Raw genomic sequence first — 12,073 nt, forward strand, 5'->3', positions numbered from 1 at the left:
GCTTGTGTGCTGTGCGTTGTCCCGGCGCGTGCCGCCGGCGCGGCGCACCTGATTTTTCCCAACCATGGCGGCCCACGCCGCCCCATCCATGAGCGAACTGTCGCCCCGCATCGTCCGTGCTGAATCACCCCAAGGGCCCCAGGCGCAGCTGCTGGGACGCTGGGGCGCGGCCGAGCTGGGCCAGCGCACGCACTGGCGCGCGCTCGCGGCCCAGTTGCGCGAGCATGCGGCGCCGGCGGGCGGCTGGGATTTGCGCAGCCTGCAATGGCTGGACCATGTGGGCGCGCAGTTGCTCTGGAAGCAATGGGGCCAGAAGTGGCCCGACCATGTGCAGCTCACCGACCCCCAGCGGGCCATGCTGGAACGCGTGGCAAGCCTCACGGTGGTCCCGCCGCCGGCAGCACCCTGGCGCCTGTCCGAGCAGATGGACCACCTCGGCGTGCTGGTGCTGCACGGCCTGGACCACGCCAAGCACCTGATGCAACTGATCGGGCAGCTGTCGCTCGACCTCGTGCGGCTGGCGCGCGCCCCGCAGCGCGGGCCCTGGCGCGATGTGTCGGGCCATGTGTACCGCATGGGCGCCACCGCACTGCCCATCACGGCGCTGGTGGGTTTTCTGATCGGCGTGGTGCTGGCCTACCTGATGAGTCTGCAGCTGCGCCAGTTCGGGGCCGAGTCGTTCATCGTTAACATTCTGGGCATTTCGCTGATTCGCGAGCTGGGGCCCTTGCTGGGGGCCATTCTGGTGGCGGGACGGACGGGTTCGTCCATCACGGCGCAGATTGGCGTGATGCGGGTCACCGAAGAGCTCGACGCCATGCGCGTGATGGGCATACCCCACGGCTTTCGCCTGGTGCTGCCGCGCACGCTGGCGCTGGCGCTGGCCATGCCCCTCATCAGCGTGTGGACCACGCTGGCGGCGCTGGCGGGCGGCATGCTGGCGGCCGATGTCGCCATGGGCATTTCGCCGGCCTACTTTGCCCAGGCGCTGCCCGCTGCGGTGAAGATCGGCAACCTCGGGCTGGCCATGGCCAAGTCGGTGGTGTTTGGCGCCCTGATTGCCCTGATCGGCTGCCACTGGGGCCTGCGCGTCAAGCCCAACACGCAGAGCCTGGGCGAGGGCACCACGGCCTCGGTGGTGACATCCATCACCATGGTCATCATCGTGGACGCGCTGTTTGCCGTGGCGTTCAAGAACATCGGAATATGAAGCCCCCCCTGTGTCGCTTCGCTCCTTCCCCCCAAGGGGGGACGCCACCCCTGGCCCGGCAAAGCCGGTTCCACGGTGGCACTGGCCTGGGCCGAGCCGGTTTTGGCGGTCGGGGTCCTGGTGTCGCCGAGAAGGCACGACCATGACAGAACGTATCGAGCCGCCCGAGCACATGGCCATGGCGCCGGGCGAGCCGCCCGTCGTGGACGTGCAAGGCCTGTGGACCACGTTCGGCAAGGGCGACGAGGCCTTTACCGTGCACCAGGACCTGCAGTTGTCGGTGCAACGTGGCGAGATCCTGGCGTTGGTGGGCGGCTCGGGCACCGGCAAGACCGTGCTGCTGCGCCAGATGCTGGGCCTGGCCAGACCGACGCGCGGGAGCGTCACGGTGCTGGGCCAGCCGGCCTCGGAAATGGGGCGCGAAGGCGCTGCCAGCCGGGTGGGCATGCTGTTTCAGCAAGGGGCCCTGTATTCGGCGTTCAACGTGCTCGACAACGTGGCGTTTGCGCTGCGCGAGCAAGGCACCTTGCCCGCCGATGTGGTGCGCGATGCGGCGCTGGTCAAGCTGCAGATGGCGGGCCTCAAGCCCGAGCACGCCACCCGCATGCCTGCCGACCTTTCGGGCGGCATGATCAAGCGCGTGGCGCTGGCGCGGGCGCTCATCATGGACCCGCCGCTGCTGCTGCTTGACGAGCCCACGGCGGGGCTGGACCCGAGTAGCTCCGACGACTTCGTGGCCCTGCTGCGCGAATTGCACCAGGCCCTGGGCCTGACGGTGGTGATGGTCACGCACGACCTGGACACCCTCTTTGCCCTCAGCACGCGCGTGGCCGTGCTGGCGGACAAGAAAGTCCTGGTGACCGGAGCGCCGCGTGACGTTGCGCGCTACCCTCATCCGTTCATTGAACACTTTTTTCTGGGTGAACGCGGCCAGCGCGCCATGGCGCCGACGCACACCGTGGTCACTGCCAAGGAACCCTGATGGAAAACAAATCCCATGCTTTCGCCGCCGGCATCTTCGTGCTGGTGGTGGCCGCCATGCTGGCGGGCCTGGCCATGTGGCTCACCCGCGACAACACCAGCTACCAGCAATACGAAATGACCAGCAAGGACGGCGTCACCGGCCTGCAACCCCAGGCCGCCGTGCGCTACAAGGGTGTGGCCGTGGGCAAGGTGACGCGCATCGGCTTTGACCCCCAGGTCCCGGGCAATGTGCTGATCCGCATCGCCGTCAATGACCAGGCCCCCATCACCCCCAGCACCTTCGCCGTGCTGGGCTACCAGGGCGTCACCGGCCTGGCCCATGTGCAGCTGGACGATGAGGGCGAGGCGCAGGCGGTGCAGCCCCCCGGCCCCAGCGGCCTGCCCCGGCTGCCGCTCCGCAGCTCGCCCCTGTCGCGCCTGGCAGAGCAGGGCCCCGCCATCCTGGGCCAGGTGCAGGAAGCCACGCAACGCATCAACCAGCTGCTGGGCGACGACAACCAGCAGCGGGTCAGCAAGGTGCTCGACAGCCTGGGGCAGGCGGCCCGTGGCGCGGCGGCCCTGACCCAGCGGCTGGATACCACCGTGAAAGAGCGCCTGGACCCCGCCCTGGCTGCCCTGCCGCCCCTGGCGGGCGATGCACGCCAGACCTTGCAGGCCTTGCAGCAGGCCGGCGCCCAGGTGTCCACGCTGGCCAGCGACATCGGCCAGACCACCCGGCGCCTGAGCGCCGAAGGCGGCGCCCTGGACCAGATCACCCAGGGCACCCAGGCCCTGGCGCGCGCCGCCGACCAGTTCGGCAACAGCACCCTGCCGCGCGTCAACCGTGCCGCCGACGACGCCTCGCGTGCCGCGCGCCAGTTCGGGCGCACGGCCGGTGGAATCAACGAAAACCCGCAGCTTTTCATTTATGGCCCCGGCCGGGTCAACGCCGGTCCGGGTGAGCCCGGGTTTGAGGCACCCAAGGTTCAACCCTGATGCAATTCGCCATGAAAACTATCAAAAACATAGCTGTAAGCGCTTATGGGATAAGCGCTGGAGCCATATTTGTTGCTGCATTCCTGGCGGGATGCTCGGCCTTGCCTGCGCCGCCCTCGCGCCCCGTGCACTACGACTTTGGCCCGGGCGCCATGGCGCCGGTGCCCGCCGACCGGCGCGCACCGCTGCCGCCTCTGGCGCTGGCCGATGTCGAGGCCCCGGGCTTGGCCGAAGGTAGCACCGCCGTGCTCTACCGCCTGGCCTACGCCGATGCCCGCCAGCTGCGCCCCTACACCCAGGCCCGCTGGAGCCAGCCGCCTGCGCAGCTGGTGCAGCAGCGCCTGCGCGACCAGCTGGGCCAGCGCCGCGCCGTGCTGACGGCCGAAAGCGGTGCAGCCCAGGCCCGCGCCAGCGGCAAGCTGCCCGTCGTGTTGCGTGTGGAGCTGGAGGAGTTCAGCCAGGTCTTCACCAGCGCCACCGAAAGCGCCGGCCTGGTGCGCCTGCGTGCCACGCTGGCAGAGCCCGCCGCCGCGGGCGAGATCTTGTTGGGCCAGCGGGTTTTCATCGTGCAGCGCCCTGCGGCCAGTGCCGATGCCGCTGGCGGCACCCGGGCATTGGCCGAAGCCACCGACCAGGTGGCGCACGAGCTGACGCAATGGCTTGAGCAGCTGGGGCGCTGAGCAGCGCCTGCCATCGCGCCGCCTGCCGTGATGGGGGCCGGGCGCCGCAACGCCGCCAGCCGGTGGCTTAGAACGTGAACACGTTCTTATTCAGGGTGTTTGTCTGTCAGGCCCGTAGGCCTGGGCTGACGCGTGGTCCCCGGCATGGACTACGCGGCGCGGCGCCTGTCGTTTCTACAGTGGACTCCATCGCATCACGCACATGTTCCACGCATTCCGGGTGGATGGCTGAGGCGAATTTTCGAGGAAGCACACCATGAACGAAGACACCATCCAAGGCAACTGGAAGCAATTCAAGGGCAAGTTGGTCGAGCAATGGGGCAAGCTGACCGATGACGATTTCGATGTGATCGCCGGCCGGCGCGACCAGTTTCTGGGCAAGCTCCAGGAACGCCATGGCATCGCCCGCGACGCGGCTGAAAAGCAGCTCAAGGAATGGCAGGACCGCCACCCTGATTTCCGCTTCAAGGATTGACGCCTTGAACCACTGGGCCAACGGCCTGAGAACGCCGTTGGCCTGCTTGCAGACGCTGCTGCGCCTGCGCCCCTTTCCCCTGATTTCCCCCCGATTTCCACCGAGGAACACGCCATGAAAATTGCACGCACACTGATTGCCACCGTTACCGCCGCCCTGTTGGCCACCAGCGCTTTCGCACTGACCCAGCCAGAGTACAAGGCGGCGAAAGACACCATCTCGGCCGAATACAAGGCGAGCAAGGACAAATGCAATGCCCTGACCGGCAACGCCAAGGACATTTGCGTCAAGGAAGCCAAGGGCCATGAAGATGTCGCCAAGGCCGAACTGGAAGCCCAATACAAACCCAGCCCGAAAGCCGACTACAAGGCCCGCGTGGCCCGGGCGGATGCCGACTACGCAGTCGCCAAGGAAAAATGCGATGACCTCAGCGGTAACGCCAAGGACGTCTGCGTGAAAGACGCCAAGGCAGCCCATGTGACGGCCAAGGAAAACGCCAAGGTCGCCGAAGTGAAGGCCAAACCCGCCGACACGCCCGCCGCCAAGGGCGCTGCCGTTGCCGAGGCGCGCAAAGACGCTGCTGCGGAAAAGAACGAGGCCAACTACAAGGCCGCCAAGGAACGCTGCGACACCATGCAGGGCGACGTCAAGTCCAAGTGCGTGGATGACGCCAAGCGCATGTACGGCCAATAAACGGCCAGCCGCGCATCTGTGCAGCGCTGGCGGATTTGCCGCCCCCCGAAGCCCCGCCACGGCCCGTGGTTGTGCGTAACCGGGGATGCGCCGGGCATGGTTGTGTGGCAAGCTCTGCGCCCCCTACAACTTCTGGCGCAACGGGCCCACGACCCATGGATGACACTGCCGCCTGCGCGCTGCCAGGTGATCTGACCGGTGATGAAAGTGCGCGCTTGCAGGCGCTGCGTCACTACGGCATTCTGGATACGCCCCTGGAGCTGGCCTTCGACGATCTGGCCCGGCTGGCCCGCCATATTTGCGCTGCACCCATCGCGCTCATCAGTTTGGTGGACCGCGATCGCCAGTGGTTCAAGGCCGAAATCGGCCTGGGACGGCGCGAAACCCCGATCGACCAGTCCGTCTGCCGGTTCGCCATCCAGGCTCAAGGCGTGTTCGTCGTGCCCGACCTGCTGCAGGATGCGCGCTTTGCCTCTAATCCGCTGGTCACGCGGCCCCAGGGCGTGCGGTTTTATGCGGGGGCGCCGCTGGTCACCCCGGACGGCATTGCGCTGGGCACCGTGTGTGTGCTGGACTATCAGCCGCGCGAGTTGGGCCTGCCCCAGCAGGAAATGCTCGACGTGCTGGCGCGCCAGGTGATGCGCCTGCTGGAGCTCAAGCTCGCCAACGACCGCCAGGGCCAGATGGTGCGAGAGCTCGACGAGGCACGCCAGCGCATGGCCACGCTGGCCCATACCGATGTTCTGACGGGGCTGGCCAACCGCCGCTCGTTCACCGAGCGCCTGCGCCAGCAGCAGGCCCTGCTGCAGCGCGGGGGTGCCGCCGCGTGCCTGCTGATGATGGACATCGACTGGTTCAAACAGGTCAACGACCGCTATGGCCACCATGTCGGCGACGAGGCCCTGCGGCTGTTCGCCGCGACCTGCCGCGATGTGTTCCGGGCCTCCGATGTGGTCAGCCGCTGGGGCGGGGAAGAGTTTCTGGCCTTGCTGCCCGCCACCAGCGTGGCAGAAGGCCGGGTGGTGGCGCAGCGGCTGCACGCCGCGCTGGCCGCCGCCGCCGTGCCCGGCGTGGTGCCGCCACTGCACCTTTCGGTCAGCGTGGGGCTGGCCCATTTCGACCCCGCGCGCTCGCTCGACCTCACTCTGCGCGCCCTGGATGCGGCGCTGTACACCGCCAAGAATCAGGGGCGCAACTGCACGGTGACGGTCTGAGAGGCTGAGAGGCTTTCATCCATGCCCGCCTTGCACGCCAAAACACACCGGCTCGTCGTTGCAAATACTCGCCATAGCCGAGCTATGGCTGTGTTTTGCGCCTAGACCCGGCGCGTTTTGACGCGCCTTTCGGGCACGGCCGAAAAACGCTCAGCCTCTGAGGCGATTTGCCGTCTGAATTTGCTATTTTAATAATAGCTACTAGCGCTTTATGAGATTGGGCTACAAGCCGTTTTTACTAAATTTTTGACGGATCAGCCCGCAGCAGCCATTGCTGCACCTGCTCCAGCACCCACAGGGGCGCATCCAGTGGCAGATCGTGCCCGGCATGCGGGTGCAGGGCCAGGGCGCAATGCCAGCTTTTGGCAATGGCCTGCGAGCAACGGCTGTCTACCAGGCGGTCGTTCTGGCTGGCCAACAGCAGGATGGGGGGGCTGGGCGCCACGGTGGGGGCGCTGTAGCGGGCTGCGGCCACCAATTGGCGCAGGGCGTTGATGGCGGACACCGGGCGGCGGGCGCGGGCGGCCACCCAATCGCCAATGACTGCGTGGCGCGGGTCGGGCGCATTGCTCGTCAGCCGCCATACCGTGCGTTCGATGGCCTCGGGCGACCGGTGCAGCAGCACCAGGCCCAGCAAGGCCGCGTAGTTGCGGGGGCGCAGCCGCTGGAAAAAGGGGCTGAACGGGCGCAAGCTGGTGTTCACCAGCACGCAGCCCGCGATGTCCGCCGGTGCCGTGCGGGCCCACTCGGTGGCCACCATGGCGCCCAGCGACATGGCGAACAGCCGAAACGGTGGGCGCACGCCCTGCCTTGCCAGTTCGGTGCGGCAGGCCGCCACCATGCCTTGCACGGTGGGCGGGCTGGGCCGGGCATGGAGCTGGCCGTTGCCGGGCAGGTCGAGTGCCACGACCTGGGCATCGGACCATGCGCTCTGGAAATCGTTAGCAAAGCGGCCCCAGTGGGCGGTTTCGCGGGTGAGGCCGCGCAACAGAATCCAGGTGTCCATGGCGCGGCTTAATACCACTCGGCCAGTGCATTGGCGCGGTGTTGTTCGTAGTGTTCCTTGCCGGGAACCCACCGCTGGTGGCTGCAGGCCGCGCGCGACAAAAAGTCGAGCAGCGACAGATGCCGGCGCAGCACCCGTTGCTGGCGGTGGTCGATCAGGGGGTTGAAGATGCCCATGCGCGAAAACAGCTGGCGCGGATTCTTCTTGATCCAGATCCACGAGCCCATCTCCAGCGTCAGCGGCAGAAAGATGCGCTCGGCCTGCTCGCAGGACTGCAGGTACAGGTAATCCCACAGGTCGCCGTGGGCCAGGTACTGGGTGCTTTGGGGCTCGATGATGTACGGGTGGTGGCTGTGCGCCTGCAGGAAGATGGTCTTGAGCGCATGCAGCTCGTTGAGATGTGCGATGGGTTTGCGGGTATGGGCAAACGGAAACCACAGTCGGTCGCGCACGCCGAAGCCCGAATGGCAGTCCAGCGCAATGCTGAAGGGCCGGGGCAGCAGCTCTGTGCGCACCACCTCGCACAAGGCCTGGCTCTCGATCTCCATCGGTTCGCCAAAGTGGCCGCGATACCAGGGCAGGCCTGCGCTCAGCCGCTGGCCACCCATCAGGAAGGGCACGCGGTCCAGGGCCTCCACGGGCGCATTGCGCATCAGGTCCACCCCGTTCGGGTTGGCGCGCGTGGCAGCCCACATGCCACCGGGGTTGACGATGGGCATGAACACCAGGCGCACATGCTCGAGCTGCTGGTGCAGCGTGGTGTCCCAGCGCAGCCGCATGACGATGTTCTGCAGATAGGAAATCACCACCTCGGCGCCGATCCGCTCCAGGCCATGCACGCCACCAAAAAAACCGACCGCGGGAACGTGGGGGCTGGGGTTGCCAATGCCGATCGAATAGATGGGAAAGCGCAGGCCCGACGCCACGCTGACCTCGCGCACCACGCGGACCTGCAGGTCCGGGCCGCCCTGTTCAATGATCTTTTCCAGGCCCCGCAGTTCGGGCAGATCGTTTTCGGGCACGGTGGTGGTGGCTGGTGTAGCAGAGGGTGGACGCCGCAGCATACCGCCCGATCGGCCTGCCGTGTCAATCGGGTATTTGGGTGTGGCAAATGCGCCGACGGACGCCAAACTGTCACACGCCGCAGTTACCTTGCAGCTGCCAACAACCTTCTCCAAAGGCCTCGTATGCTCTGGAAACTGCTCGGATTGCAAAGACTCTTCGACGAATTGTTCGACGAACGCTGGCGTTTCCTGGATTTGCCGGGCAACGACTGTTTCTCCCATGAAGAATTCACCACCCCGGCGCCAGCGCAGGATTGACGTGTTGCGCTGGCTGATGCTGTGCGGCCTGGTCGGCTGTGGCATGGCGTGGGGTGTGGTGGAGTTCTTTGCCCTGCAGCGGGCGCGCTACCACGCCTGGCGCAACCGCCAGCAGACCGCGCTCCCGCACTAGGGGCGTGATGAGCGGGCTCACCCATCCTCGTCCACAAAGCCGGGGCGAGGAAATTGCGAACGCGGCAAGCCACGCAGCGGCCCTGGTCGCCGCCATCGCGGCCGGTCCCTGGCTGGTTTCCTGGGGGCGCGGCCGGGGTGTCGAAGGCTTTGCCGGTGTCTGCGTTTTCGTGGCCACGATGGTGTGGCTGTACCTGGCGTCCACCGTGTACCACGCTTTGCCGGAAGGCGGTGCCAAGCGAGTGTTTCTGAAGCTGGACCACGGCGCGGTGTATCTCTTCATCGCGGGCAGTTACACGGCCTTCGCGGCGGGCCATCTTGATGCGCCGTGGGGTAGCGCCACCTTGGCGCTGGTCTGGCTGGTGGCGGCTGCGGGCATGGTGCTCAAGGCCATGGGCCGTCTGGCATCACCCTGGCTGTCCACGGGCGGGTATCTGGCCATGGGCTGGCTGGTGTTGCTGGCGGCGGTGCCCATTTTGGAGCGCGCATCACCGGCGGGCGCGCAGTGGCTTGTGGCCGGGGGCTGCGCCTACACCGTCGGTGTCGTCTTTTTTGTGCTGGACGCGCGCATCCGCTATGCCCATGCGGTCTGGCATGGCTTCGTGGCGGCGGGCACGGCGTGCCACACCTGGGCGGTGCTCGGTTAGCTACCTCGCCACGAGAATGGGGAACAGCTTGCCCAGGCCGTCGGCCATCACCTCCACGGCCAGTGCCGCCAGAATCAAACCCATCAGCCGCGTCATCACGTTGATGCCCGTCTTGCCCAGCACGCGCGCGATCGGATCGGCGAGCGAAAAGCACAGGGCCGTGGCCAGGCCAATCACCACGCCGTAGCCCACCAGCGCCGCGTGCTGCCAGAAGGTTTGTGCACGGTCGGCGTAGATCACCACGGTGGACATGCTGGCAGGCCCGGTGAGCAGGGGAATCGTGAGGGGCACGACGGCAATGCTGCTGCCCGCGGCGGCCTTCTCGGCGCCTTCCTCCAGCTCGTTCGTGTGGGTCTTGGCCTCGGCCGGCTGCGCGTTGAGCATGTTCATGGAACTGATCAGCAGCAGCATGCCGCCGCCCACCTGAAAGCTCTGCAGCGAGATGTTGAAAAACTCCAGAATTTGCAGGCCCAGCAAGGCACAGGCCGCAATCACGCAAAACGATGCCAGGGCTGCCGTGCGGATGGTGCGGCGGCGCTGTTCGTTGGAAAACCCCTGCGTGTAGTGGATGAAAAACGGCACGATGGCCAGCGGGTTCACGATGGCCAGCAAGGTGATGAGGGGTTTCAGATCCATCGGCGGTGTCCTGACATGCGCAAAGTGGGGGCGGAGCGGTGGTGGTGCGGACGGTGCCGGTCAGGCGCAGCACTTTGCCCCAAACCGGTCTCCTGCAAGAATGGGGTGCATTACAGCATCCCGGCACGGGGCCGGAATGCGTTGCTGGGTGGCGGTGGTGCCTTTGCGCCACAGCCTTTTTCTTTTCAAGGAGCAATTGCATGGGCCAGTTTGTCAATCTGACGTCGAAAGATGGTTTTGTGGTGCCAGCCTGGGTGGCGCAGCCCGATGGATCACCGCGCGGCGCCATCGTGGTGCTGCAGGAGATTTTCGGGGTCAATGCGCACATCCGTGCCGTGGCCGACCGCTTTGCGGCGCGCGGCTATCTGGCGGTGGCCCCCGCCACCTTTGCGCGCGTGCAACCGGATGTGGAGCTGGGCTACAGCGAGGCCGACATGGGCGCGGGCTTTGGTTTCAAGACGGCGGTGGATGCACTGCCCGGCGACGGTGCCATGCCCGACATCCAGGCCGCCATCGACTACGCCGCCCAGCACGGTGGCGGCAAGGTGGGCATCGTCGGCTTTTGCTGGGGTGGCCTGCTGACGTGGCGCGCGGCCTGCAGCCTTAAGGGCCTGGCAGCGGCGGTGTGCTACTACGGCGGCGGCATGACCACGGCAGACGAGGTGGCGCGCCAGCCCCAGGTGCCGGTGCTGGCGCATTTTGGCCAACGCGACCACTGGATTTCGGTGGACAGCGTGCAGGCCTTTGCGCGCGCGCACCCCGAGGTGCAGGTGCATGTGTACGACGCCGACCATGGTTTCAACTGCGACCAGCGCGGCTCGTATGACGAAGCCTCGGCCCTGGTCGCGCGTGACCGCACCCTGGCCTTCTTTGCCAAGCATGTAGGGTAGGCTGTCGTTGGCGGGACGGGTCCGCCGGCAAGGGCCCGGTCTCGCATCCGCGCTGCGGTCTGCGAATGCTCACTGCCCGCCGGTGCGCGCCAGGTAGCGCTTGCGCCAGAACAGCGCCACCAGGCCCATGGCAATCGTGATCATGGAGCCCAGTGCCCACCAGAATCCGTCCTGCTTGTGGATGAGCGGCAAGAACTCGAAGTTCATGCCAAAAATGCCCGCAATCAGGTTCAGCGGCAAAAATACCGCGGTCAGCGCGGTGAGCGTGCGCATGATGTCGTTGGTGCGGTTGCTCTGCACTGAAAAGTGCATCTGCACGGCGGTTTCGGTGCTTTGCTCCAGGCGGCGCACATGGTGCACCACGCGTTCGATGTGTTCGAGCACGTCGCGGCTGCGCACCTTGAGCAGGTCCAGGTCACGCTGGCCGGCACTGCTTTCGGGCGTGGCCCAGGTTTCCAGCTCGTCGATCCAGTTTTGCATGGCGCTGCGCTGGTCTTCGCAGATGTCGTCCAGCTGGTGCAGCGACAGGCGCGCTTCGAGCAGCGAGCTCCAGTTCACATAGCGCGCCCGGGGCTTGAGCAGCTCGGTCTGCCAGTGATCGAGCTGGCGCGTGAGTTCGCGGCGCAGGTCCAGGTAGCCGTCCACCATCAGGTTGACCAGGCGCAGCATCAGGTCGGCCGTGCTGGACGGATGGCGCACACCGGCTGCCAAGGTGGCTCGGCCTTCGCGTATATCCAGGGGGGCGGTGGCGAGCAGGCGCGCGGCGTAAGCATCGCGCACCGCGCAGTCGGTGGGGTGCACGGTGAGCAGCAGCTGGTCAAACATCGCAAAGCCCACGGGGCTGGTGTCGATGCGCCGCAGCACCGGCGGACCCTTGCGCTTGAGTGGCAGGGCGGTAGCGTTTGCCGCCGCACCGTTCGCATCCGGCGTGTCGCCATTGATCGAGGCAAGCCGGCGAAACACCAGCAGGTCGTACTGCGAGGTGTAGTCGTAGTGCGATGGCAGCTGCGCGTTCAGCAGGTCGGCCACATGCAGGTCCACCAGCTGCAGCCCCACGAGCGCCTGCAGTCGGCTCTGGATTTCGCCCAGCCGCGCCTGGAAGGTCGGGCGTGAGCAGGCGACCCAGATAAAGCCCTGCGCGGGCATGTGCTCGGGCAGGTCGGCCAGCTCCAGTACGCCGTCGTTGTGGAGGTGAAAAATGCGCATGGC

General features: G+C 66.6%; 15 protein-coding genes. 11 read left to right on the forward strand and 4 right to left on the reverse strand.

What is annotated here, in order from left to right:
* Window positions 1-88 precede the first annotated feature (88 nt).
* From CCX87_RS00965 to CCX87_RS00995, 7 genes are all read left to right on the forward strand, one after another.
* The gene (locus tag CCX87_RS00965) at window positions 89-1,210 is read left to right on the forward strand and encodes an MlaE family ABC transporter permease (protein WP_087743066.1); all 1,122 of its coding nucleotides are present in this window, start codon (window positions 89-91) and stop codon (window positions 1,208-1,210) included.
* 142 nt (window positions 1,211-1,352) lie between these two features.
* On the forward strand, window positions 1,353-2,192 hold the full coding sequence (locus CCX87_RS00970) for an ABC transporter ATP-binding protein (RefSeq protein ID WP_087743068.1): 840 nt from the start codon (window positions 1,353-1,355) through the stop codon (window positions 2,190-2,192).
* The gene (locus tag CCX87_RS00975) at window positions 2,192-3,169 is read left to right on the forward strand and encodes an MlaD family protein (protein ID WP_087743070.1); all 978 of its coding nucleotides are present in this window, start codon (window positions 2,192-2,194) and stop codon (window positions 3,167-3,169) included. The genes CCX87_RS00970 and CCX87_RS00975 overlap by 1 nt, the downstream gene beginning before the upstream one ends.
* 11 nt (window positions 3,170-3,180) lie before the next feature.
* Window positions 3,181-3,849 (forward strand): ABC-type transport auxiliary lipoprotein family protein, encoded by a 669-nt coding sequence (locus CCX87_RS00980; RefSeq protein ID WP_087748107.1) that lies wholly within the window; start codon window positions 3,181-3,183, stop codon window positions 3,847-3,849.
* A 256-nt stretch (window positions 3,850-4,105) separates the two neighbouring features.
* A complete protein-coding gene (locus CCX87_RS00985) occupies window positions 4,106-4,324 on the forward strand; it encodes a CsbD family protein (RefSeq protein ID WP_087743072.1) in 219 nt (72 codons plus the stop codon).
* Window positions 4,325-4,438: 114 nt separating this feature from the next.
* Window positions 4,439-5,017: a hypothetical protein gene (locus CCX87_RS00990; protein WP_087743074.1), complete on the forward strand. Its 579-nt coding sequence runs from the start codon at window positions 4,439-4,441 to the stop codon at window positions 5,015-5,017.
* A gap of 155 nt (window positions 5,018-5,172) precedes the next feature.
* The gene (locus CCX87_RS00995) at window positions 5,173-6,231 is read left to right on the forward strand and encodes a GGDEF domain-containing protein (RefSeq protein ID WP_087743076.1); all 1,059 of its coding nucleotides are present in this window, start codon (window positions 5,173-5,175) and stop codon (window positions 6,229-6,231) included.
* Window positions 6,232-6,469: 238 nt separating this feature from the next.
* Here CCX87_RS00995 and CCX87_RS01000 read toward each other — a convergent pair whose 3' ends face one another.
* Both CCX87_RS01000 and CCX87_RS01005 read right to left on the reverse strand, forming a co-directional pair.
* On the reverse strand, window positions 6,470-7,237 hold the full coding sequence (locus tag CCX87_RS01000; RefSeq protein ID WP_087743078.1) for an alpha/beta fold hydrolase: 768 nt from the start codon (window positions 7,235-7,237) through the stop codon (window positions 6,470-6,472).
* Between the two features lie 8 nt (window positions 7,238-7,245).
* Complete coding sequence (locus tag CCX87_RS01005) at window positions 7,246-8,259, reverse strand: M14 family zinc carboxypeptidase (RefSeq protein ID WP_232476452.1); 1,014 nt, start codon at window positions 8,257-8,259, stop codon at window positions 7,246-7,248.
* 165 nt (window positions 8,260-8,424) lie between these two features.
* Between CCX87_RS01005 and CCX87_RS21465 the strand changes: the two genes are divergently transcribed.
* The 3 genes from CCX87_RS21465 to trhA are packed head-to-tail and all read left to right on the forward strand — an operon-like array spanning window position 8,425 to window position 9,338.
* Window positions 8,425-8,559: a hypothetical protein gene (locus CCX87_RS21465; RefSeq protein ID WP_255378701.1), complete on the forward strand. Its 135-nt coding sequence runs from the start codon at window positions 8,425-8,427 to the stop codon at window positions 8,557-8,559.
* Window positions 8,522-8,692, forward strand: a complete 171-nt coding sequence (locus CCX87_RS21040) for a hypothetical protein (RefSeq protein WP_198314742.1) — start codon at window positions 8,522-8,524, stop codon at window positions 8,690-8,692. Before CCX87_RS21465 ends, CCX87_RS21040 begins: the two co-directional genes overlap by 38 nt.
* A gap of 7 nt (window positions 8,693-8,699) precedes the next feature.
* Window positions 8,700-9,338, forward strand: a complete 639-nt coding sequence (trhA, locus tag CCX87_RS01010) for a PAQR family membrane homeostasis protein TrhA (protein WP_087743082.1) — start codon at window positions 8,700-8,702, stop codon at window positions 9,336-9,338.
* On the opposite strand, the gene CCX87_RS01015 is transcribed toward trhA, so the two are convergent.
* Complete coding sequence (locus CCX87_RS01015; protein ID WP_087743084.1) at window positions 9,339-9,974, reverse strand: MarC family protein; 636 nt, start codon at window positions 9,972-9,974, stop codon at window positions 9,339-9,341.
* Window positions 9,975-10,174: 200 nt separating this feature from the next.
* Between CCX87_RS01015 and CCX87_RS01020 the strand changes: the two genes are divergently transcribed.
* Entirely contained in the window at window positions 10,175-10,864 is a 690-nt protein-coding gene (locus CCX87_RS01020; RefSeq protein ID WP_087743086.1) for a dienelactone hydrolase family protein, read from the forward strand.
* 69 nt (window positions 10,865-10,933) lie between these two features.
* Here CCX87_RS01020 and CCX87_RS01025 read toward each other — a convergent pair whose 3' ends face one another.
* Window positions 10,934-12,070: a magnesium transporter CorA family protein gene (locus tag CCX87_RS01025; RefSeq protein WP_087743087.1), complete on the reverse strand. Its 1,137-nt coding sequence runs from the start codon at window positions 12,068-12,070 to the stop codon at window positions 10,934-10,936.
* Between the last annotated feature and the right edge of the window lie 3 nt (window positions 12,071-12,073).

The sequence above is a fragment of the Acidovorax sp. T1 genome, assembly GCF_002176815.1.
Taxonomy (GTDB): Bacteria; Pseudomonadota; Gammaproteobacteria; order Burkholderiales; family Burkholderiaceae_C; genus Acidovorax.